The organism is Streptomyces sp. NPDC020742, from assembly GCF_040641675.1.
Classification (GTDB): Bacteria; Actinomycetota; Actinomycetes; order Streptomycetales; family Streptomycetaceae; genus Streptomyces.
Window position 1 is genome coordinate 15,848 of the sequence record NZ_JBFAEA010000015.1, and the last position, 20,974, is coordinate 36,821.

The window sequence follows — 20,974 nt, forward strand, 5'->3', positions numbered from 1 at the left end:
CCCTCATCCGGCCGACACGCCGGCGTCGGGCCCGGGACAGCACCGCGCCGTCCCGCGCCCCTGCAATGCGGTGCGGAACAACCGCCGCCAGGGGAGGGCCAGATGACGCAGACCGCCGCGTACGAGCAGGAGATCCGGGCCGCCGCCGCACACCTCGGCCGCCGCCGCTTCCTCACCACCACCGGGGCCGCCGCCGCGCTCGCCTTCACGGTCAACCTCCCGGGCGCGGGCGCCGCGCACGCCGCCGAGGTCGACGCCCGCAGGATCACCGAGAACCCCTTCACGCTCGGCGTCGCCTCCGGTGACCCGCAGCCCGGCTCCGTCGTGCTGTGGACCCGCCTCGCCCCGCGCCCGTACGAGCCGGGCAACGGGATGCCCGACGCCAGGGTCACCGTCCGCTGGGAAGTCGCCTACGACGAGCGCTTCACGCGGCTGGCCGGCCGGGGCCGTGCCGAGGCGCACCCGGAGTTCAACCACTCCGTGCACATCGAGCCCACCGGCCTGGCGCCCGACCGCGTCTACTACTACCGCTTCCGCGCCGGCAGCTGGATCAGCCCGGTCGGCCGCACCCGCACCGCACCGGCCCGCTCCGCCCACAACTCCCGCCTGAAGCTGGCCGCAGTCTCCTGCCAGGCCTACCACGACGGCTACTTCACCGCCTACCGGCACCTGGCGCAGGAGGACCTCGACGTGGTCTTCCACCTCGGCGACTACCTCTACGAGTACCCGGTCGACGCGGCCGGCGGCGCCCGCCGCTACACCGACCGCGCGCTGCCCGCGCTCTTCGACCGCGAGACGGTCAGCCTGGAGGACTACCGGCTGCGCTACGCCCTGTACAAGTCCGACCCGGACCTCCAGGCCGCGCACGCCGCGCACCCCTTCATCGTCACCTGGGACGACCACGAGGTGGAGAACAACTACGCCTCCGACATCAGCGAGGACAACCTCCCGCCGGCCGAGTTCCTGGTCCGCCGGGCCGCGGCCTACCGCGCGTACTGGGAGAACCAGCCGCTGCGCCGCCCGCAGCGCCCGAACGGCCCCGACGCCCGGCTCTACCGCCGCCTGTCGTACGGGCAGCTCGCCCAGTTCGACATCCTCGACACCCGCCAGTACCGCTCCGACCAGGCCTACGGCGACGGCTGGCACGCCCCCGGCCCGGAGTCGGCCGACCCCCGCCGCACCCTGACCGGTGCCGCCCAGGAGCGCTGGCTGATCGACGGCTGGCGGCAGTCCACCGCCCGCTGGAACGTCCTGCCGCAGCAGGTCACCTTCTCCGAGCGGCGCAACGCCACCGGCGCGGACTACAAGGTGAGCATGGACGCCTGGGACGGCTACACCGCCTCCCGGGAGCGGGTCCTCGCGGGCGCCGCGTCGGCCGGTGTGGACAACCTCGTCGTGCTCACCGGCGATGTGCACGTGCACTACGCCTTCGACATCAAGCAGGACTTCTCCGACCCCGGCTCGCGCACCGCCGGCGTCGAGTTCGTCACCACCTCGATCGCCAGCGGCGAGGACGGCGCGGACAAGCCCGCCAACTGGGCCACGTACCTGGCCGCCAACCCGCACCTGAAGTTCTACAACGGCCGCCGCGGCTATCTGACCGTCACCCTCGACCGGGACACCGCCCGCGCCGACTACCGCACGGTGTCGGCCGTCACCACCCCCGGCGCACCGGTGCGCACCGCCGCCTCCTTCGTCACCGAGGCCGGCGCTCCGGGCCTGAAGCCGGCCTGACGACCCGGGCCGGACGTGCGCCGCCGGCCCCGTGGGGCGGACCCACGGGCCGGCGGGGACTGCGTCCTGGGGTCGGCGGAAGGACCGCGGGGCCGCCGGAAGGCGTCCCGTGCATGACACCATGGTGCGGCCCTCACCGACCCATGGAGATGCTCATGACGGAGTCCGGCTCCTCCCCGGCCGAGGCCGGGGACCCGCCCGCGATAGCCGGGCGGGACGCGGCAGCACCACCGGCGGCACCAGCCGCCCCCGCTGCACCGCCCGCGGATCGTCGCACCAGCCTCCTCGTCACCCTCGTCCTCGGCGGGCTCACGGCGGTCCCGCCGCTCTCCATGGACATGTACCTGCCGGCCCTGCCGCAGGTCACCGCCGCCCTGCACAGCCCGGCCACCACCGTCCAGCTCACCCTCACCACCTGCCTGGCCGGCATGGCGCTGGGGCAGTTGATCGTCGGCCCGATGAGCGACCGGTGGGGGCGCCGCCGCCCGCTGCTGGCCGGCATGGTGCTCTACGTCCTGGCGACCGCCCTGTGCGCGGTCGCCACCAACACCGAACTCCTCATCTCCTTCCGGCTGCTCCAGGGCCTGGCCGGCTCCGCCGGCATCGTCATCGCCCGGGCCGTGGTGCGCGACCTCTACGACGGGGTGGCGATGGCCCGCTTCTTCGCCAGCCTGATGCTGATCTCCGGGGTGGCGCCGGTGGTCGCCCCGCTCATCGGCGGCCAGATCCTCCGGGTCACCGACTGGCGCGGCGTCTTCGTCGTGCTGACCGCCGTCGGCCTGGCCCTCACCCTGCTGGTGTGGCGCCGGCTCGACGAGACCCTGCCGCCGGCGCACCGGCACTCCGGCGGCCTGGGCGAGGCGCTGCGCACCATGCGCGATCTGCTCGCCGACCGGGTCTTCTCCGGCTACGTCCTGGTCGGTTCCTTCGCCTTCGCCGCCCTCTTCGCCTACATCTCGGCCTCGCCGTTCGTCGTCCAGGAGATCTACGGCGCCTCCCCACAGGTCTTCAGCCTGCTCTTCGGCCTTAACTCCATCGGCCTGGTCGCGGTCGGCCAGATCAACGGGAAGGTGCTGGTCGGCCGGGTCGCGCTGGACAAGGTGCTGGGCTGCGGGGTGGCGCTGATCGCGCTCGCCGCGACCGCGCTGCTGCTGATGTCCGCCGGTGTCTTCGGCCCGGTCGGCCTGGCCCCCGTCGCCGCCGGGCTGTTCGTCCTGATGGCGTCCATGGGCCTGGTCATGCCGAACAGCAACGCCCTGGCGCTGCTGCGCACCAAACACGCGGCCGGCTCCGCCTCGGCGCTGCTGGGCACCTCGACCTTCCTGCTGGGGTCGGTGGCCTCCCCGCTGGTGGGCATCGCGGGGGAGCGGACCGCCGTGCCGATGGCCGTGGTGCAGCTCTCGTGTGCCCTCTTGGCGCTCGTGAGCTTCCTGGTGCTGTGCCGCCCGTGGCAGCGTAGGGAGGAGAGCGCCCCGTAGGGCGCCCCGGCTCGCGGCGGGAGGAACGGACGCTGAGCGCACCGACACTGACCCACGGCACACCGGCCCGGGCGGGCCTGGACCCCGCCTGGGTGGAGCGGCTGGTCCGGGGCGTGCGCGCGCTGCCCGAGGGGCGGCCGGCGTGGGCCCCCGGTGTGGTGGTGCTGGCCGGCCGCGGCCCGGTCGTGGTCGCCGAGGCCGCCGCGGGCTGGGCCCGGCGCTACCGGGCGTACGACCCCGAGGCGGACCGCGGCCTGGAGCTGCCCCGCGACCAGTGGGAGGAGATGCGCACCGGCACCGTCTTCGACCTGGCCTCGCTCAGCAAGCTGTTCACCGCGATCGCGGCGGTCCAGCAGATCGAACGCGGGCACCTGGTCCTCAGCGACCAGGTCAACGCCTACCTGCCGGCCTTCGCCCCGGGCATCTCCGTCCGGCAGCTGCTCACCCACACCTCCGGCCTCGCCCCGGAGCTGCCGTTCTACGCGCACCGGGAGCGCTCCGCGCAGCTGGACCTGCTGTGGCGGGAGGCGGCCGCCCCGACCGGCCGCCCGGACACCAGCTACCTGTACTCCGACCTCAATCTGATCTCCCTCCAGCTGATCCTGGAGCAGCTGACCGGGCGGCCGCTGGACGCCCTGGTCCACGAGGGCATCACCGGCCCGCTGGGCATGGCCAGCACCGGCTACGGCCCGCTGGCGCCGCCCGGCGTCGCCGCCACCGAGGACCAGCGGCGGCCCTGGGCCAAGGCCGACCGCGGCATGATCTGCGGCGAGGTGCACGACGAGAACGCCTGGGCGCTGGGCGGGGTGGCCGGCCATGCCGGACTGTTCTCCACCGCCCAGGACCTGGCCGTGCTGTGCCGGGCGCTGCTCAACGGCGGCGCGTACGGCACCGCCCGGATCCTCGGAGCCGGTGCGGTGGCCGCCCTGCTCGACCCGCCCGGCCTGGGCTTCGGCATCGACCAGCCGTACTTCATGGGCGAGTTGGCGGGCCACGGCGCGGCCGGGCACACCGGCTTCACCGGCACCAGCCTGGTCCTGGACCGGGCCACCGACACCTTCCTGATCCTGCTCGCCAACACCGTCCACCCCCGGCGTCGCACCGGCGGCAGCGCCCCGCGCGCCGCGGCCGCCACCCGTCTGGCCAGGGCGGTGGTCCGGGCCGGCTGAGCCGCTCCCCGGCGGCCGTAGAATTCCTTCGATGCACGAAGAACTGCGCGCCGCACTGGCCGGCCTGCTCGACGGCCTGCCGCCCAAGCAGGCCGCGCAGGCCGTGGAGCGGCTGATCACCAACTACCGGGGCCGTACCCCTACCGACGCCCCGGTCCTGCGCGACCGCGCGGACGTCGCCGCGTACGCCGCCTACCGCATGCCGGCCACCTTCGAGGCCGTACGGGCCGCGCTGGCCGCCTTCGCCGCCCGGATGCCCGGCTGGTCCCCGACCACCCACCTCGACATCGGTGGCGGCACCGGCGCCGCCACCTGGGCCACCGCCGCCACCTGGCAGGGCCACCACAGCACCGTCCTGGACTGGGCGCAGCCCGCCCTCGACCTCGGCCGCGAACTGGCCGCCGGGATCCTGCCCGACACCGACTGGCAGCGCCGCACCCTCGGGGAGGGCCTCACCCTCCCGGAGGGCACCGACCTGGTCACCGTCTCCTACGTCCTGGGTGAGCTCCGCCCGGAGGACCGCGCGGCGGTGGTCGCCGCGGCCACGACCGCCTCGGCCGTGGTGCTGATCGAGCCCGGCACCCCGGACGGCTACCTCCGCATCCGCGAGGCCCGCGACCAGTTGATCGCGGCCGGTCTGCGGATCGTCGCGCCCTGCCCGCACAGCGCGGGCTGCCCGATCGTCCCGCTGGTCCGGAAGGCGGGGGAACCCCCGGCGGTGGCCGGGGGAGACTGGTGCCACTTCGCCGCGCGGGTCAGCCGCTCCTCCCTGCACCGCCAGGTCAAGGGCGGCACCCTGTCCTACGAGGACGAGAAGTTCAGCTATGTGGCCGCCACCCGGCTGCCGGCCGAGCCGGCCCCCTCTCGTATCGTCCGCAAGCCCCAACTCCGCAAGGGGCAGGTGCTGTTGGACCTGTGCACCGCGGAGGAGGGGTTGCGGCGCAGCACGGTCACCAAGCGCCACGGCGACCTGTACCGGGCGGCCCGCGACGCGGCGTGGGGCGACGACTGGGAGTGAGGGCCGGCCCTGACACCGCCGCCACCGCCGTCGGCGACGGGTGTCGGGGCCGGTGAGCGGGGCCCGGGTCCCTCGCAGCAGGTCACCCCGGCCGCAGCTCCGCGGTCACGCACTTCACGCTCCCGCCGCCCTTGAGCAGCTCGCTCAGGTCCATCCCGACCGGCGCGAAACCGCGCTCCCGCAACGGCGCGAAGAGCCCCACCGCGGCGGCCGGCAGCAGCACGTGGTGCCCGTCGGACACCGCGTTCAGGCCGAACGCCGCCGCATCGGCCGCGGACGCGATCACCGCGTCGGGGAACAGCCGCCGCAGCACCGTCCGGCTGCCGGCGGAGAACGCGCCGGGGTAGTACATGATCTCCGCCGCGCCCGGGCCCGCGCCCGCCTCCCGGCCGCCGTCGTCCAGGACGCACAGCGCGGTGTCGAGGTGGTAGAAGCGGGGATCGACCAGGTCGAGCCCGATCACCGGCCGCCCGAAGTACTCCTGCGCCTCCGCGTGCGAGAGGGGGCTGCTGCGGAAGCCGCGGCCGGCCAGCAGCCAGCAGGCGGTGACCGCGAAATCGCCCTCGCCCTCGTTGACGTTCAGCGGTTCCCGCACCTCGGTGAAGCCCCGGGCGCGGTACCACGCGGCGTGCACCGCGGCCTCGCCGGCCCGCTCGGCGAAGGCGAAGCGGGCGCCGAGCACCCGTCCGTCCACGACGGTGGCGCCGTTCGCCGCGAAGACCATGTCGGGGAGTTCGGGGTGCGGCTCCAGCTCCTCGACGGTGTGGCCGAGCGCGCGGTAGCGGTCCCGCAGGTCCTCCCACTGGGCCCGGGCCAGGGCGAGGTCGACGGGCTTGCCCGGGTCCATCCAGGGGTTGATGGAGTAGCTGACCCGGAAGTGCGTGGGCGGGCACATCAGGTAGCGGCGCGGGGTGGCGACACGGCGGCGGGGGGTGCGCAAGGAGGGCTCCTCACGGTGACGGGACCGCGGGCGCGGCCGGGGGATTCCCGGCCGCGCCCGCGGGACGCTCAGCAGCATCGTCCACCGTGCCCGGCCCCCGCGCCGGGAGCCGTGCACCGTTCGGGTGGCGCACGGCTCACCGCTGCTGGGCCCGCTCCTGGAACTTGCGGAGCAGCTCCTGGCGCTGCGCCTGCTTCCCGGCGGTTCCCTGACCGCCCCGGCCGCCGTTGCCGCCGCCGCGCAGCGCACCGCGCGACAGCTTGCTGCGGGTGCCACCGACGCCGAGCATCCCGCCCGCATTGCCCTTGCTCATGGGAGTCCCCTTCCGTTGCCGGCACCACGCGCCGAGCGCGCGGCACCTCGAGTGAGACGAACCGTCTCGCCTTGTTCGTCCCACTCTCCACGAGACGCATCGTCTCGTCAAGGCGAGACGTTCCGTCTCTCGCTGGTTAGACTCCGCCCCATGGCCAACAAATCCGCCCCCGACTCTCCCCCTGGCTCCACCAGGGGAACCCCCACCCGCCGCAGCGAGCGCTCCCGCCGTGCGATCTTCGACGCCGCCCTCGCCCTCGTCGGCGAGGTCGGCTACGAGAAGCTCACGATCGAAGGCATCGCCTCCCGGGCCGGGGTCGGCAAGCAGACGATCTACCGCTGGTGGCCCTCCAAGGCCGCCGTACTGCTGGACGCCTTCACCGTCGGCGTCGACGAGTACTCGGCGCAGGGCCTGCCGGACACCGGCGACCTGGCCGCGGACCTGAAGTTCGTGCTGCGCGCGACCGTCGACGAGTTCAACGATCCGGCGTTCCAGGCCCCCTACCGCGCCCTCGCGGCCGCCGGCGCCAACGACGAGGAACTCTCCCGCACCTTCGTCGCGCGGCTGCTGGAACCCGGCACCCAGGTCTACGTCGATCGGCTGCGGGCGGCGCAGGAGGCGGGCGAGGTGGCCGCCGACATCGATGTGCGGGTGGCCGTCGAGATGCTGCTGAGTCCCTTCTCACAGCGCTGGCTGATGCGCACCGGCGAATTGACCTACGGCTATGTCGACACCCTCGTCGACCAGGCGCTGCGTGGTCTGCGCCCGCGCGACTGAGTCCGCCGGACGGGCGGTGGGGCGAGGGGCGCACTGTCGGCGATGAGGTGAAATGCCGGTATTGGACGGCCCTTCGTTCACCCCGGATCCCCACACCGGTCACCCGCGGAGCAGGATGGTGGCAGCATTGATCCCAGACCACCGCTCGAAGTGAGGGGATAGATGGAACGCAAGAGCAGGTTCTCCCAGTGGCTTCGCCGGCCGAAGAGCGGATCGGACGGCGGCGATACGGACACGGGATCGGTGGCTGCGCGCAGCCGCGAGGACCTGCTGCTGGCCGCGGCCGGAGCGGGCTTCCCCATCGCCCCGGCGGCGCACCCCTCCGGCTACGGCTGTTCCTGTGAACGCATCGGCTGTCCCACTCCCGGCCGCCACCCCATCTCCTTCGGCTGGCAGACCGTCGCCACCACCGACCGCGACAAGGTCGCCGCCTGGATCCGCACCCTCCCGCAGGCCAACTTCATCACCGCCACCGGCATCGCCCACGACGTGCTCGACGTCCCCGTCGAGGCGGGCCGCAGCGCCCTGGGCCGGCTGGAGGCGGCGGGCATCGAGGTCGGGCCGATCACCCTCAGCGGCGCCGGCTTCGGCGACGGCCGGATGCTGTTCTTCACCGCCACCCGCGGCACCCCCGACGACGAGGACGAGTGGTGGCCCTGCGAGCTGGACTGCCACCCCGAGACGCTGGACGAGCACCCCGGCCTGCGCTGGCACTGCCGCGGCAGCTACGTCCTCCTGCCGCCCTCCACCCTCCCCGGCGACCAGCCCGCGGTGACCTGGCTGCGCGGCCCCGAGCTGCCGCTGCCCGACCCGCTGACGCTGCTGGAGTCGCTCACCGACGCCTGCGCCGAGTTCCACGACCGCACCGACCGCGATGCGTACCACGAGACCGCGGCCTGGCCGATCGGCCGCTGAGCCGCTCCGCACCCCAGCGCCCGCGCCGGTACGCGGAAGGGGCCGCCGGTTGCACCCGGCGGCCCCTCCTGTGTGCCGTCGCCCGCTGCGCGTGTCGCCGGCCCCGACCGCCCGGGAGCCGGGCGGCCGTGCCGCCTACAGCGGTTTGACCTCGGTCTTGGCCTCCCGCCGGTTCAGCACGGCGATCTTGCCTCCGGAGCCCTTCGCCGGCACCGTGACCACCTGGGCGGAGACGGTGGTGAAGGCCATCCGGTTGGTCTTCTTGGCCGGGCCCTCCATCAGGCCCTGCAGATTCGCCGGCACCGTGATCACCGACCCGGTGGAGACCGTCTTCAACTGGTGGTAGAAGGTCGAGAAGAACACCAGCGCACCGCCGTCCGCGGTCCGCAGCGCCACCGGCGGGTAGCCCGCCGCGCTGTCCTCCCACTGGATGCGCGCCCCGACCTGGTTGGCGTCCTTGGCGCGCTTGGCCCGCCAGGCGTCGGTCTGCGGCCCCGGGGCGAAGCGGTCGCCCTTGCCGGTGTTGAGGTAGTCGGCGTAGGCACTGCTGAGCTTGCCCGGGGCCACCATCAGCCCGGACGAGGAACCGGCGGGCACCGCCTCGGCGAACCCGTCCGCGTCGGTCTTCAACTCCGGCGCCTTGTTGTGCTTGAACTGCGCGACATACGTCGCCCGCCACTGCTCGTCGATGCCGTTGCGGCTGAACACCAGGAACCACCGGGCGTTCCCGCCGTTGCCGTCCGGGCGGTTGCTGGCCGCGTCCGCGATGAAGTACTTCGGCCAGCCCGCCTGCTTGGGCACGGTGACGTGCGGGTCCTTGAACTCCAGCGCCGGGAAGGCCGGGTTGCCGCCCGGCTTGAGGGCGTGGGCCGCCTTTATCCCCGCCTGGTCGATGGCGAGCAGGGCACCCGCCTCGAACGAGGGGTTCAGCTCCGGATCGAGCTGGCGGTTGGCCTTGTTGAAGCTGTCGGTGAAGTGCTGGAGCGCCTTGACGCCCTCAGCCTTCGACACCGCCGGCAGCATCTCCCTCTCGCCGTGCACCGTCATGCACCCGCTGAGTATCAGCAGCGCCGCCGCTGCCGACGTCAGTGTTGCGGGCACCCGGAACGGCGACCTGCGTGTCATGGGGCTCGGGCTCCTTCGGGGCGACCGGGGCGGACGTGTCGGCCGCCGGGGTGGCACGATTCGGCGCAACCCTACCGGGGGCGAAGAAGAACGACAGCGTGGGGATCAGATACAGAGCCCACACCGTGACCTGAAGGACGGTCGGGTCCGGCTGGAAGTTGAAGATGCCCTTCAGCAGCGTGCCGTACCAGCTGTCGACCGGGATCTGGGCGCTGATGTCGAACGCCTGGGTGGACAGCCCCGGCAGGATGCCCGCCTCCTGCAGGTCGTGGAAGCCGTACGCCAGCACGCCGGCCGCGACCACCACCAGCATCCCGCCGGTCCAGGTGAAGAACTTCGCCAGGTTGATCCGCACCGCACCCCGGTAGAACAGCCAGCCCAGCAGCACGGCCGTCAGCAGCCCCAGCAGCGCCCCGACCAGTGGCCGTACGCCGTCGTTGGCGGACTGCGCGGCGGTCCAGATGAACAGCGCGGTCTCCAGGCCCTCGCGGCCCACCGACAGGAACGCGGTGACCACCAGCGCCACGGTGCCCATCTGCAGCGCCGCGTCCAGCTTGCCGTGCAGCTCCTTCTTCAGGTGCCGCGCGGTGCGCCGCATCCAGAAGACCATCCAGGTCACCAGGCCGACCGCGACGATCGACAGGGAGCCGCCCAGCGCCTCCTGCGCCGAGAAGGTCAGGGTCTGCGACCCGAACTGCAGCGCCGCTCCGAACGCGAACGACAGCACCACGGCGAGCGTGATCCCGAGCCAGACCGGGCGCAGCGCCTCCCGCCTCCCGGTCTTGACCAGATAGGCGATCAGGATGCAGACGACGAGGCTGGCCTCCAGGCCCTCGCGCAGACCGATCAGGTAGTTGCCGAACACGTCGGACCCTTCCCTTCCTTACGTACGGCGACCCTCATGGGCGCCGGTGTGCTCCCGGTGCCGGCCCGGTGTCCGCGGCCGGCAGCGGCGGTGTCAGGCGAACAGCTCCCGGCCCCACCAGTCGTCCGCGCCGCGGACGCCCGGCGGCACCGCGAAGACCGCGGAACCCACGTGCTGGATGTACTCGTTGAGCGCGTCGTTGGCCGCCAGCCGGCGCTGGAGCGGCACGAAGCCGTGCCGCACGTCCCGCTGGTAGGCGAGGAAGAACAGCCCCGCGTCCAGCCGGCCCAGACCGTCCGTGCCGTCGGTGAAGGAGTAGCCGCGGCGCAGGATGCGGATCCCGTCGTTGGAGTCCGGGTGCGCCAGCCGGACGTGGGCGGTCGGCAGCATCGACTTCAGATGCGGCTCGTCCCGCTCGTTCTTCCGGCCGACCGCGGCGCCCTCGCCCTTGTTCCGGCCGAAGACGTCCTCCTGCTCCTTGAGCGAGGTGCGGTCCCAGGTCTCGATGTGCATCCGGATCCGGCGGGCGACGAGGTAGGAACCGCCGGCCATCCAGCCGCCCTTGCCCTTGTCGTCCTTCTCACCGACCCATACGTGCGCCTTCAGCGCCGCGCCGTCGGTGCCCGCGATGTTCCGGGTGCCGTCCTTGAAGCCCATCATGTTGCGCGGCGTCTGGGCCTCGGGCGTCGTCGAGGACGTCTTGCCGAAGCCGAGCTGCGACCAGCGGATGGCGATCTTGCCCATGCCGATCCGGGCGAGGTTGCGGATCGCGTGCACCGCGACCTGGGGGTCGTCCGCGCACGCCTGGATGCACAGATCGCCGCCGCTGCGCGTCTTGTCGAGGTTGTCGCCGGGGAACTGCGGCAGGTCGATCAGCGCCGCGGGCCGCCGGTCCTTGAGGCCGAACCGGTCCTTGCCGTCCTTCTCGAACAGGCCCGGCCCGATGCCGAAGGTGAGGGTCAGCCGGGACGGCGGCAGACCGAGCGCCTCGCCGGTGTCGTCCGGCGGCGCCTCGGCCAGCCCGCCGACCGCGCCGTCACCGACCGCGTCGCCGGCCGTCATCCGGGCCGCCGCCGCCGTCCACTCCTTGAGCAGGGATATCAGCTCGTCGCGGTCGTCGGTGGTGACGTCGAACGCGGCGAAGTGCAGCCGGTCCTGGACGGCGGTGGCGATGCCCGCCTGGTGCGCGCCGTGGAAGGCCACCGCGGCGCCCGCGCCGGCGTCGGCACCGGCCGGCTGGGCGTCGCTGCCGGTGCGCAGCGCCGCCGCCGTACCGCCGGCCGCGACCGCGCCGAGCGCCAGTCCGGCCCCGCCCCAGCCGATCAGCGAACGCCGGGAGGGCGCCCGGCCGTTGGCGGCCCCGGTGCGCTGCGCGCCCTCGGTGGCCCCGGCGGACTGCGCGTCCGGTCCGGTCGTCGCGTCGTCGTGCGTCATCTTGACCCCTTGCCTGGCGGCGGACTACTTGGCGGTGGCCACGGCGGCGGCCAGCTTGGACAGCGGCTCGGCCAGCGCGTTGACGCCGTCCGACAGCTCCTTGCGCTCGCCCTTGTCGACCGTGTCGTAGGAGGCGAAGCCGTCGGCGGACTTGTCGTCGCGGTGCTTGTCGAGCTGCGCGTGCAGGGCCTTGAACTGCTTGTCCAGCTCCTTGGCCAGCGCCGGCTCGTTCTTGGCGGCGACCGGCTTCAGCAGCTCGTACGCCTTCTCGGCACCCTCGACATTGCCCTGGAAGTCGATCAGGTCGGTGTGGCTGTAGCGCTCTTCCTCACCGGTGACCTTGCCGGTGGCCACCTCGTCCAGCAGCTCCTTGGCGCCGTTGGCCATGCTGGTCGGGGTGATCTCGGCCTTGCCGACCCGCTTCTGCCAGTCCTTGAGGTCCGTCATCAGCTGGTCGGCGAGCTTCTTGTCGTCCCCGGAGATCTTCTTCTCCTCCCACAGGGACTTCTCCAGCTTGTGCCAGCCGGTCCACTTCTGGCCCTTCTCCAGGCCGTCCTCGCGCACATCGACCTTGGGGTCGATGTCGCCGAAGGACTCCGCAACCGGCTCGGTGCGCTCCCAGCCGACCCGCGAGACGGCGTAGGCCTGCTGGGCGGCCTTCAGGTCACCGGACTTGACCGCGTCGGCGAACTTCTGCGCCTTGGGGATGGTCTGGTCGGCCTGCTCCTGGACGTACTCGCGGTAGGCGGCCACCGCGGCGTCCAGCTTGGGGTCGCGCTTGGCGCCGCCGCCGGCCTTGCCGCTGGCGGTCACCTTCTGGCGGATGCCGTCGCCCTTCATGCCCGGCTTGCAGGCGATCTCGTACGAGCCGGCCTTGATCTCCGCGGTGATCTCGGCGTTGGTGCCGGGGCCGATGTTCTCCCGCTCGGTCACGATCCGGTCGCCGGGCGCGTAGACGTACACCTCGGTGACCTTGGAGCCCTTGTTCTGCACCGCGAACCGGACGTGCCCGGCCGGGAACTCCTTGGCGGAGAGCTCGCAGCTGGAGTCGGTCGCGGTGACCTCGACGGTCCCCTTGCCGTCGCCTTTGCCGTCGTTCTTCGCGGCGCAGCCGGCGACGGCGGTGACGGCCGTGGCCGCGGCGACGGCGGCAACGGCGGAGGAGCGGAGGGCTCGCATACGGGGCTCCAGGCAGGCTCGGGCGTACGGAAACGACGTACGGAACGATAGACAGTCGACAAGATGACCACTAAGGCGGCCCTAACTTATCTGAGGCTTACCTATTTCTGACCGCCGTGTCCAGTGATCCCGCTCTCATGGGCAACGGCCCGGTCACGGATTGGTGCGTCTCGGGTTACGTAAGCGTCATGGGGCGGTCAAGGTAAGGGACGGGGTTGATGAGGGGGCCTGACCGGCTGTGACTGGATCTGACGAGAGGGGCGCCGACTCGGGGAAGAGGTCTAGTTAGGTCGGCCTTACTTGGCTGAATCCTCGGGAAGGGGGCCCTCGTGTCGTTGCTCCGGCTGCCCGTCGCCCGCCCTGTGCCCGCTCCGGCCGGCGCGGCGCGGTTGAATGTCCGGATGACCGAACTCGAAGTCCTGCGGGTGTTCTGTGGTCCCGACGGGGCCGGGGGCAATCGGCTGGGGGTGGTGCGCGACGGTGCGGCGATCCCGGACCTCGCCGACCGGTCCGCCCTCGCGGCCGAACTCGGCTTTAGCGAGACCGTGTTCCTCGACGACGCGCAGCGCGGCACCGTCGACATCCACACCCCCAGCGTTCAACTCCCCTTTGCCGGGCACCCGTTGGTTGGTCTGGCCTGGCTGCTGCGGAGCCTGGGCCGGCCACCGCGCACCCTGCGCCCGGCGGCCGGTGACGTCGAGGTCGGCTTCGAGGGGGACCTCACCTGGGTGCGCGGCCGCGCGGAGTGGGTCACCGCCCGCAGGACCCAGCGGTACGCCTCGGCGGCCGAGGTCGACGCGCTGCCCGCACCGCCGCCGGGGGAGGGCTGGCTCTACGCCTGGGCCTGGCGGGACGAGGGCGCGGGGCTGGTCCGGGCCCGGGCCTTCCCGCGGCGCGGTGACGCCGTCGTCGAGGACGAGGCCACCGGCGCCGCCGCCCTGCTGCTGACCCATCAGCTCGGCCGTTCCCTGGACGTCCGTCAGGGCGCCGGCTCGCAGATCCTCACCCGGGTCCATCCGGACGGCACCGTCTCGGTCGGCGGCCGGGTGTGCCGGGACGTGCCGTAGCGGCCGTCCCGGGGCATCACCTAGGCGCTCAGCGGGAACTCCTCGCCCAACTCCCGGAAGACCGCGCCGTTCAGCCGGAAGGCGTGCTTGCACTCGTCGACCACCCGCTGCTTCTCCAGGTCGTCCACGGGCAGGGCGTCCAGTAGCGCGCGGTACTCGCGCTTGAAGGCGGCGGGGTTGGCGATCTCCTCGAAGACGTAGAACCGCACCCCGTCGCCCTTGCGGGCGAAGCCCCAGGTCTTCTCGGCGGTGCCGCGGATGATCTGGCCACCGGAGAGGTCGCCGAGGTAGCGGGTGTAGTGGTGCGCGACATAGCCGGCCGGCCAGTCGCGGGCGCAGGCCGTGACCCGGTCGGCGTAGGCGGCGGTGGCCGGCAGTGGGGTCAGTCCCTCGTGCCAGGCCGGGCCGCCCAGGTGGGCGAGGTCGCGCTCCAGCTCGGCAGTGCGGGCCAGCTCCGGGCGGAGGAAGGGGCCGGCGACCGGATCCCCGGCGAGCGCCCCGGAGGTGTCCTCCAGCGCGCGGTAGACGAACCACAGCTGCTCGGTGTAGCGCCGGTAGGCCGTCACGCCTAGCCGGCCGCCGAGCAGGTCGCCCATGAAGGAGGCGTTCTCGGCCTCCGTGTGCTGCGCGTGGGACGCGGTGCGGATGAGTGTCGAGAACGGTGGGGCGGACCCCGGGGGTGTGAGTGGAGGGGACGGGGCCGGGCTGGTCGGGCGGGGCGCTGTCAAGGCGGACCTCCGGGGACCGAGGGGGCGGCCGGGGACGGGGTGGCGCGGGAGGAGCCCGCCGGGCCGCCGGCGACGCCGTCCAGCCAACTGCTTGGCTTGCCTAAGCCAACCCGTTCCCGACGTCCTGTCGGGAACCAGCCTACCCCTGTTCCCGACGCGGTGTCGGTAAAAGTTTCCCCGTCTCCGTCTCCGTCCCCGTCCCCGCCCCCGTCCCGGTCTCCGCCGGGCCCCGGCGGGCGCGCGGGTGGCGCGCGCCCGCAGTCCGGGTCAGGGCAGGGTGAGGATCTCCGCCCCGGTCTCGGTCACCACCAGCGTGTGCTCGAACTGTGCCGTCCGCTTGCGGTCCTTGGTGACCACGGTCCAGCCGTCCTCCCACATGTCGTACTCGTACGTGCCCAGCGTCAGCATCGGCTCGATGGTGAAGGTCATGCCGGGCTTGATGTCGGTGGTGTGGTGCGGGCTGTCGTAGTGCGGAACGATCAGGCCGGAGTGGAAGGAGGAGTTGATCCCGTGGCCGGTGAAGTCCCGGACCACGCCGTAGCCGAACCGCTTGGCGTAGGACTCGATGACCCGGCCGATGATGTTGATCTGGCGGCCCGGCCGGACCGCCTTGATCGCCCGGTTGAGCGCCTCCCGGGTCCGCTCCACCAGCAGCGTGGACTCCTCGTCGACCTCACCGCACAGGTAGGTGGCGTTGTTGTCGCCGTGCACGCCGTTGAGGTACGCGGTGACGTCCAGGTTCACGATGTCGCCGTCCTTGAGGACGGTGGAGTCCGGGATGCCGTGGCAGATGACCTCGTTGACCGAGGAGCACAGGGACTTGGGGAAGCCGCGGTAGCCGAGCGTGGACGGGTAGGCGCCGTGGTCACACATGAACTCATGGGCGACCCGGTCCAGTTCATCGGTCGTCACACCCGGCGCGATCAGCTTGGCGGCCTCCGCCATCGCCTGTGCGGCGATCCGGCCGGCGATCCGCATCCGCTCGATCGTGTCGGCGTCCTGCACCTCGGGCCCCGTATAGGGCGTGGGTGCGTCCTTGCCGACGTACTCGGGGCGCCGGATCGAGGCGGGGACGGGGCGGGTGGGGGAGATCTTCCCCGGGACAAGAAGCGACTGGCCAGACATGCCAGCGAGTGTATCCGCGGGCCGTCGGGCAGGATGGTGGGCACGGAGCACCCCACAGGAGGCGGTAATGGCGCTGTTCAAGAGGCGGACGGTCGGGAAGCCGGGCGAGTGGTACTACTGCCTGGAGCACGGCACGGTCGAGGAGGGCCCCCAGTGCCGCGCCGCCGACCGCCTCGGCCCGTACGCGAGCCGCGAGGAGGCCGTCCACGCCGTGGAGACCGCCCAGGAGCGGAACCAGGAGTGGGAGAACGACCCGAAGTGGAACGACACGGACAAGGGCGGCGGACAGCAGGTCTGACGCCCCGGGCGCGCCGGCCGGTGCGAGCCACCCGCCGGCGGCGTCCGGGTCAGGAGGCGGCCGGGGCCGTGTCGGGGTCCTGGGACGGGGCGCCCCCGGTGCCCCTGCCGCCCCGGGCGGTCCGGCGCTCCCGCACCCGCCGGGCGTGCTCGTCGGTGCGGGAGTCGTACGTCATCAGCTTCGGCAGGCCGAGCGCCAGCAGCCCCACCCCGGCGAAGCACAGCAGCCCGCCCAGCGACACCGACGCCCGCACGCCCCACAGCGCCGCCATCCCGCCGACCCGGACCTGGCCCAGCTGCGGTCCCGCCGAGTACGACAGCAGCTCGATGCCGGCCAGCCGGCCGCGCAGCTCGTCGGGGATGGTCTGGTTCCACAGCGCCGAGCGGAAGATGCCGCTGATCATGTCGCAGGAGCCGGCCAGCATCAGGCAGGCCAGCACCAGCCAGACGTGGTGCACCAGCCCGGCGGCGGTGATCGCCAGCCCCCACCCGGCGGCCGCCAGCACGATGGCGCGGCCCTGCCGGTGGATCCGTGAGGTCCAGCCGCTGGTCAGGCTCACCAGCAGGGAGCCGGCGGGCAGCGCCGCGTACATCAGCCCCACCGACCAGCGCGCGTGCAGCTCGTCGGCGAGGAACGGGAAGACCGCCAGCGGAAAGGCGAACAGCATCGCCGTCAGGTCTATCGCATAGGTGCCGAGGAGCTCCTTGCGGCTCCAGGCGTAGCGGGCGCCGGCGGCGATCCCGCGCAGCGACGGCTTCTGTGCGTCGTGCGCGGCGGGTTGCGCCGCCAGCCGCAGCGCGAGCAGCGCGGAGACCGCGTAGGTGGCCGTGTCGAGGGCGTACGCCCAGGTCGTGCCGGCCCAGGCGAGCAGGCCACCGGCGAGCGCCGGGCCGGCGATGGCGCCGATCTGCCAGCGCAGGGAGTTCAGGGCGGCGGCCGCGGGGAGCTGGTCGTGCGGCACGATCCGCGGTACGACCGCGTCGAGGGCCGGCCGCTGCAGACCGGTCAGCGCGCTGGTCGCCGCCGCGGTGGCATACAGCGGCCACACCTGGGGGTGCGGCAGCAGGTCGTTCAGCAGCAGCGCCGCGGCCATCAGACCGAGCGCGACCTCCGTCCAGACGATCAGCCGGCGGCGGTCCACGGCGTCGGCCAGCGCACCGCCGTAGAGGCCGAAGACGATCAGCGGGACCAGCTCCACCGCGCCCAGCGCGCCGACCGCGAGCGTGGAGCCGGTGAGCTCCTTGAGCTGCAACGGCAGGGCCACGAAGGTCAGGAAGGTGCCGAAGACCGTGATCGCACCCGCGCACCACATCAGCCGGAAGTCCCGTGAGGTGTGCCAGGGGGCGAGGTCCGGCAGCAGTGCGGTCAGACGCCGGCGCACCGGAGCCGTGCGGGGTGGGGGTTCGGACGGGGTCACGAGGGACCATCGTCCGCGCGGACTCCCGGCGGCGCAAAGGATTTACGGCGGGCGGCGGGCCTGCGGCCTGCGGGCGGCGGGTGGTGAGAGGTGCGCGGGGCGGCGTACGCGAAGTGGTCCGGTTCGGGGGCCGGCCCCTCACCAGCGGGGTGGCGGGGGCGCGGTCAACGCGTCGGTGAGGCGAGCCAGTCGGTCGCGGAAGCGGCCGTGCCGCCGGGCGGTGGGCAGGCTGTTCTCGCCGGCGGCGGCGCTCACCAGATGCTGGACGGTGTCCAGGTCGAGCGCGGGGGACGGTCCGAGGGTGCCGTCCGGCGGGGCGTCGGGCACGGCGAGCGCGTCATGGGCCAGGGTCTGTAGATCCCGGTCGCCGCCGTCCAGGGCCAGCACCGTCGCACCGTTCCGCCGGGCGTCGTGCACCTGCTCCAGCAGCCCGGTGCCGGGCTGCTCCGGCGTGACGACCAGCAGCGTCTCACCGCGTCCGGCGGCCGCCAGCCGGCCGAGCCCCACCGCCAGATGGGCCGGGGCACCGCTGGGGACGCGGTGGCGCACCAGCGTCGGTGACAGCTCCGGCAGCCCCGACCAGGCGGCCTCGTCGTCCAGATGGGCGGCCAGGTGCCAGGGCTCGTAGTCGGCGCTGCCCACCAGCAGCAGCCCGCCGCCGTGCGGGGCGACGGCGGTCCGCAGCGACCCGGCGAAGCGGCGGGTGGCCTGCAGCCACTCCGTCCCGGCGAGCACCTCGCGCAGCAGCGCGACCCGTACGGCGTCCATGCCCCGGCATCCTGCCGCAGCGCCGCCGGGACCGGTCCCCGTTCCCGGCGGTATCACCCGTACGGGAAGCGGCCGTTGGCTCGCCGTACGGGCGGGTCGTGGCCGGCCGCGGCGCGGTCGGTCAGCGGGCCGGCAGCAGCCCGGCGTCCGCCAGCCGGCGCCCCACCTCCCGGACCGCCGGCTCGCCCAGCGGGATCTGCGGCAGACCGGTGGTGTCCCGGTCGATCACGCCGAGCAGCCGCAGGGCCGCCTTGAAGGAGCCCAGCGCCGAGGAGCTGCGGCCCATCTCGGACTCCGGTCCGGCCTCGGTCATCGCGAACAGCGCGACCAGCCGCTCCTGTTCGGCCCCCGCCCGCTCCCAGTCGCCGGCCCGCGCGGCGTCGTACAGCCGGACGTAGCCGGCCGGGTCGACGTTGCCCAGGCCCGGCACCACCCCGTCGGCACCCGCCAACAGGGCGGCGTCCACGGTCAGTTCGGAGCCGGTGAGCACCGCGAAGCCGGGCGCGGGACCGGTGCGGCGGCCGGTGCGCCCGCCGAGCGCCACCAGCAGCCGGCGCAGCGCGCCCTCGTCGCCGCTGCTGTCCTTCACCCCGGCGAGGGTGCCGTCCGCGGCCAGCTCGCACACCAGGGACGGCGGCAGCTTGCTGTGCACGGCCATCGGGATGTCGTAGGCGAGCAGCGGGAGATCCACGGCGGCGCGCAGCCGGCGGAAGTGGCCGGCCACCTCCCGGGGGTGGGTGCGGGTGTAGAAGGGCGCGGTAGCCACCAGGGCGTCGGCGCCGCGGGCCGCTGCGGCGCGGGCCTGGTCGAGGACGCGGGGGGTGGTGGTGTCGATGGCGCCGGCGAGCACCGGGACCCGGCCGCCGGCGGCCTCGACGACGGTCTCCAGGGCGGTGGCCCGTCGGCGGTCGGTGAGGTAGGCGACCTCGCCGGTGGAGCCGAGCGCGAACAGCCCGTGCACCCCGCCGTCGATCAGGTGGCCGACCAGGCGGGTCAGCGAGCGGGTGTCGACCTCGCCCCGTGCGTCGAGCGGGGTGCAGACCGGGGGGATGACGCCGTGGAGGGGGGCGGGCAGTGCCATACGGGGTGCCATACGGGACTCCAGGGGCTCCGGTGCCGGACGGGGCGTCGTGCGGGGGTGCCGTGTGGGGCGGTGTGGCCGGCTGTCGGGCCGCCGGCCGCCGGGCGGTCCCGCGGCCGGACATCGGACGTGGGATGTCCTATGTCAGAGCACAATAGACCTGTTCACGGGCGGTCGGTCAAGGATGCGCGGGTACGGGCGGGGGCGGTTCGCGCGCACCGGACGGCGGCACGGCAGACGCGGTGCGGAAAGGGAGATCCATGGCGCGAGGGACGATGTCCGAGGATGTGCAGGCGCAGATCAAGCAGTTGATCCTGCAGGGTGGTCTGGTGCCGGGCGACCCGCTGCCCACCGAGGCCGAGCTGGTCGGCCTGCTGGACGTCAGCCGCAACTCGGTGCGCGAGGCGCTCAAGGCGCTCCAGGCCATGCGCATCGTCGAGATCCGGCACGGCTTCGGCACCTACGTCGGCCCGCTCACCCTGGAGCCGTTCGTCGAGGGCGTCGCCTTCCGGGCCGCGGTCCGCCACCACCAGGGCGAGCCGAGCCTGTACGAACTGATGGAGGTCCGCGAGGCGCTGGAGGCGGGCCTGATCGGCGAGGTCGCCCGTAGCCTGCCCGCCGAGGACCTCGCCGTCCTCAAGGGGCTGGTGCAGCGGATGGCGGAGGAGGCGCGCGGCGGCATGGTACAGAGCGCCACCGACCGGGCCTTCCACCTCGCGCTCTACCGCTCACTGGGCAACCACCTGCTGAGCGAGGTGCTGGACGCGTTCTGGGCGGCGCTGCGCCGGGTGCGCGAGGACCTCTCCGACGACCGCCCCGATCCGGAACTGACCTACCGTCAGCACCAGGAGATCGTCGACGCGTTGGAGGCCGGGGACGGCGCCCGCGCGGTGGAGGCGATACACCGGCACTTCGACGGCATCCGGCGGCGGCTGGCCACCGAATAGGGACCGGTGTCCGGTGGCCGGTGACTGGTAGCCGGCGACCGGTGGCCGACGACCGGTGGCCTACGGCGGGTGATCGACGATCGGTGACGGTGACGGTGACGGTGACGGTGACGGTGGTCGGCGGGTGCGGGCGCCCGGGTGTCCGCACCCGCCGATCGCCGGTGCCGCCCGCCCGTTCACCGGGGCGTCACCCCGTGTCGGCGGGGCCGTTGCCGACCCGCACGGCGTCATGTGCGGTGCCTTGACGGTCAGTTGGGCACTCCCTATGGTCGCCGCAGGACAAGGGACGTCCTACGTCCTTGCCCACTGGGGGTGACCCATGGCGTACGAGAGCTCCGTACCGTCCCGGGCCGGGACCGAGGGGTACACCAGCTTCCGGATCCCCTCCGTGGTCCGGGCGCGCTCCGGGGCGGTGTCCGCCTTCGCCGAGGGGCGGGTCCCCTCGGCCGCCGACTCCGGCGCGATCGACCTGGTGCTCAAGCGCTCCCTGGACGGCGGCGCGACCTGGCACGGCGCCCACACCGTCAGCGGGCTCCCGGCGGGCCACTGCGACCTCGTACGCCGGGGCCGCGACCGCGTCGGACTGCGCTACGAGA

The 20,974-nt window shown here is 73.4% G+C and carries 20 protein-coding genes and 1 pseudogene; 10 read left to right on the forward strand and 11 right to left on the reverse strand.

Annotated elements, in window-relative coordinates; translation table 11 throughout:
• The first annotated feature begins 102 nt into the window (after positions 1-102).
• The 4 genes from AB0G84_RS23835 (at position 103) to AB0G84_RS23850 (ending at position 5,399) form a co-directional block, all read left to right on the forward strand.
• Positions 103-1,734, forward strand: coding sequence for an alkaline phosphatase D family protein (locus AB0G84_RS23835; RefSeq protein WP_361324172.1), 1,632 nt, complete (start codon positions 103-105; stop codon positions 1,732-1,734).
• 155 nt (positions 1,735-1,889) lie between these two features.
• Positions 1,890-3,212, forward strand: coding sequence for a multidrug effflux MFS transporter (locus tag AB0G84_RS23840; RefSeq protein ID WP_361324175.1), 1,323 nt, complete (start codon positions 1,890-1,892; stop codon positions 3,210-3,212).
• A gap of 92 nt (positions 3,213-3,304) precedes the next feature.
• On the forward strand, positions 3,305-4,381 hold the full coding sequence (locus AB0G84_RS23845) for a serine hydrolase (RefSeq protein WP_361324178.1): 1,077 nt from the start codon (positions 3,305-3,307) through the stop codon (positions 4,379-4,381).
• A 31-nt stretch (positions 4,382-4,412) separates the two neighbouring features.
• On the forward strand, positions 4,413-5,399 hold the full coding sequence (locus AB0G84_RS23850) for a small ribosomal subunit Rsm22 family protein (protein ID WP_361324181.1): 987 nt from the start codon (positions 4,413-4,415) through the stop codon (positions 5,397-5,399).
• Between the two features lie 82 nt (positions 5,400-5,481).
• Here the strand turns inward: AB0G84_RS23850 and ddaH are convergent, their stop codons facing one another.
• Both ddaH and AB0G84_RS23860 read right to left on the reverse strand, forming a co-directional pair.
• Entirely contained in the window at positions 5,482-6,339 is an 858-nt protein-coding gene (gene ddaH / locus AB0G84_RS23855) for a dimethylargininase (protein ID WP_361324184.1), read from the reverse strand.
• Positions 6,340-6,475: 136 nt separating this feature from the next.
• Positions 6,476-6,652 (reverse strand): DUF6243 family protein, encoded by a 177-nt coding sequence (locus tag AB0G84_RS23860; RefSeq protein ID WP_361324187.1) that lies wholly within the window; start codon positions 6,650-6,652, stop codon positions 6,476-6,478.
• 150 nt (positions 6,653-6,802) lie between these two features.
• On the opposite strand from AB0G84_RS23860, the gene AB0G84_RS23865 reads away from it, so the two are divergent.
• Entirely contained in the window at positions 6,803-7,429 is a 627-nt protein-coding gene (locus AB0G84_RS23865; RefSeq protein WP_361324189.1) for a TetR/AcrR family transcriptional regulator, read from the forward strand.
• 162 nt (positions 7,430-7,591) lie between these two features.
• Entirely contained in the window at positions 7,592-8,344 is a 753-nt protein-coding gene (locus AB0G84_RS23870; protein WP_361324191.1) for a bifunctional DNA primase/polymerase, read from the forward strand.
• A gap of 135 nt (positions 8,345-8,479) precedes the next feature.
• Here AB0G84_RS23870 and AB0G84_RS23875 read toward each other — a convergent pair whose 3' ends face one another.
• The 4 genes from AB0G84_RS23875 to efeO all read right to left on the reverse strand — a co-directional run bounded on the left by AB0G84_RS23875 (position 8,480) and on the right by efeO (position 12,947).
• Positions 8,480-9,355 carry a hypothetical protein gene (locus AB0G84_RS23875; protein WP_361324193.1) on the reverse strand — a complete coding sequence of 292 codons (876 nt, stop codon included), beginning with the start codon at positions 9,353-9,355 and terminating at the stop codon, positions 8,480-8,482.
• A complete protein-coding gene (efeU, locus tag AB0G84_RS23880) occupies positions 9,342-10,334 on the reverse strand; it encodes an iron uptake transporter permease EfeU (protein WP_361324196.1) in 993 nt (330 codons plus the stop codon). Before efeU ends, AB0G84_RS23875 begins: the two co-directional genes overlap by 14 nt.
• A gap of 93 nt (positions 10,335-10,427) precedes the next feature.
• Positions 10,428-11,768 (reverse strand): iron uptake transporter deferrochelatase/peroxidase subunit, encoded by a 1,341-nt coding sequence (gene efeB, locus AB0G84_RS23885; RefSeq protein WP_361324199.1) that lies wholly within the window; start codon positions 11,766-11,768, stop codon positions 10,428-10,430.
• A gap of 24 nt (positions 11,769-11,792) precedes the next feature.
• A complete protein-coding gene (gene efeO, locus AB0G84_RS23890; RefSeq protein ID WP_361324202.1) occupies positions 11,793-12,947 on the reverse strand; it encodes an iron uptake system protein EfeO in 1,155 nt (384 codons plus the stop codon).
• 401 nt (positions 12,948-13,348) lie between these two features.
• Here efeO and AB0G84_RS23895 point away from each other — a divergent pair, with 401 nt between their 5' ends.
• Positions 13,349-14,014, forward strand: a complete 666-nt coding sequence (locus tag AB0G84_RS23895; RefSeq protein WP_361324205.1) for a PhzF family phenazine biosynthesis protein — start codon at positions 13,349-13,351, stop codon at positions 14,012-14,014.
• A gap of 20 nt (positions 14,015-14,034) precedes the next feature.
• Here AB0G84_RS23895 and AB0G84_RS23900 read toward each other — a convergent pair whose 3' ends face one another.
• Positions 14,035-14,661 carry a biliverdin-producing heme oxygenase gene (locus tag AB0G84_RS23900; RefSeq protein ID WP_361324600.1) on the reverse strand — a complete coding sequence of 209 codons (627 nt, stop codon included), beginning with the start codon at positions 14,659-14,661 and terminating at the stop codon, positions 14,035-14,037.
• A 348-nt stretch (positions 14,662-15,009) separates the two neighbouring features.
• Complete coding sequence (gene map, locus AB0G84_RS23905) at positions 15,010-15,867, reverse strand: type I methionyl aminopeptidase (protein WP_361324208.1); 858 nt, start codon at positions 15,865-15,867, stop codon at positions 15,010-15,012.
• A 67-nt stretch (positions 15,868-15,934) separates the two neighbouring features.
• Here map and AB0G84_RS23910 point away from each other — a divergent pair, with 67 nt between their 5' ends.
• Positions 15,935-16,165: a hypothetical protein gene (locus tag AB0G84_RS23910; protein ID WP_361324210.1), complete on the forward strand. Its 231-nt coding sequence runs from the start codon at positions 15,935-15,937 to the stop codon at positions 16,163-16,165.
• Between the two features lie 49 nt (positions 16,166-16,214).
• Here the strand turns inward: AB0G84_RS23910 and AB0G84_RS23915 are convergent, their stop codons facing one another.
• From AB0G84_RS23915 to AB0G84_RS23925, 3 genes are all read right to left on the reverse strand, one after another.
• Positions 16,215-17,582, reverse strand: coding sequence for an MFS transporter (locus tag AB0G84_RS23915; RefSeq protein WP_361324213.1), 1,368 nt, complete (start codon positions 17,580-17,582; stop codon positions 16,215-16,217).
• Between the two features lie 138 nt (positions 17,583-17,720).
• Complete coding sequence (locus AB0G84_RS23920) at positions 17,721-18,350, reverse strand: hypothetical protein (RefSeq protein WP_361324216.1); 630 nt, start codon at positions 18,348-18,350, stop codon at positions 17,721-17,723.
• A gap of 121 nt (positions 18,351-18,471) precedes the next feature.
• Positions 18,472-19,431, reverse strand: a complete 960-nt coding sequence (locus AB0G84_RS23925) for a dihydrodipicolinate synthase family protein (protein WP_361324603.1) — start codon at positions 19,429-19,431, stop codon at positions 18,472-18,474.
• A 260-nt stretch (positions 19,432-19,691) separates the two neighbouring features.
• On the opposite strand from AB0G84_RS23925, the gene AB0G84_RS23930 reads away from it, so the two are divergent.
• The gene (locus AB0G84_RS23930; protein WP_361324219.1) at positions 19,692-20,378 is read left to right on the forward strand and encodes a FadR/GntR family transcriptional regulator; all 687 of its coding nucleotides are present in this window, start codon (positions 19,692-19,694) and stop codon (positions 20,376-20,378) included.
• Between the two features lie 319 nt (positions 20,379-20,697).
• Positions 20,698-20,886 (forward strand): annotated as a pseudogene (locus AB0G84_RS23935) (sialidase family protein); the annotation flags it as partial.
• Positions 20,887-20,974: the final 88 nt, after the last annotated feature.

Excerpts from the sequence above, each read along its gene's own strand:
- AB0G84_RS23835 (WP_361324172.1), top strand. The coding sequence starts at position 103 with ATGACGCAGACCGCCGCGTACGAGCAGGAGATCCGGGCCGCCGCCGCA.
- AB0G84_RS23840 (WP_361324175.1), top strand. The coding sequence starts at position 1,890 with ATGACGGAGTCCGGCTCCTCCCCGGCCGAGGCCGGGGACCCGCCCGCG.
- AB0G84_RS23850 (WP_361324181.1), top strand. The coding sequence starts at position 4,413 with ATGCACGAAGAACTGCGCGCCGCACTGGCCGGCCTGCTCGACGGCCTG.
- AB0G84_RS23860 (WP_361324187.1), bottom strand. The coding sequence starts at position 6,652 with ATGAGCAAGGGCAATGCGGGCGGGATGCTCGGCGTCGGTGGCACCCGC.
- AB0G84_RS23865 (WP_361324189.1), top strand. The coding sequence starts at position 6,803 with ATGGCCAACAAATCCGCCCCCGACTCTCCCCCTGGCTCCACCAGGGGA.
- AB0G84_RS23870 (WP_361324191.1), top strand. The coding sequence starts at position 7,592 with ATGGAACGCAAGAGCAGGTTCTCCCAGTGGCTTCGCCGGCCGAAGAGC.
- efeB (WP_361324199.1), bottom strand. The coding sequence starts at position 11,768 with ATGACGCACGACGACGCGACGACCGGACCGGACGCGCAGTCCGCCGGG.
- efeO (WP_361324202.1), bottom strand. The coding sequence starts at position 12,947 with ATGCGAGCCCTCCGCTCCTCCGCCGTTGCCGCCGTCGCCGCGGCCACG.
- AB0G84_RS23895 (WP_361324205.1), top strand. The coding sequence starts at position 13,349 with ATGACCGAACTCGAAGTCCTGCGGGTGTTCTGTGGTCCCGACGGGGCC.
- map (WP_361324208.1), bottom strand. The coding sequence starts at position 15,867 with ATGTCTGGCCAGTCGCTTCTTGTCCCGGGGAAGATCTCCCCCACCCGC.
- AB0G84_RS23910 (WP_361324210.1), top strand. The coding sequence starts at position 15,935 with ATGGCGCTGTTCAAGAGGCGGACGGTCGGGAAGCCGGGCGAGTGGTAC.
- AB0G84_RS23920 (WP_361324216.1), bottom strand. The coding sequence starts at position 18,350 with ATGGACGCCGTACGGGTCGCGCTGCTGCGCGAGGTGCTCGCCGGGACG.
- AB0G84_RS23925 (WP_361324603.1), bottom strand. The coding sequence starts at position 19,431 with ATGGCACTGCCCGCCCCCCTCCACGGCGTCATCCCCCCGGTCTGCACC.
- AB0G84_RS23930 (WP_361324219.1), top strand. The coding sequence starts at position 19,692 with ATGGCGCGAGGGACGATGTCCGAGGATGTGCAGGCGCAGATCAAGCAG.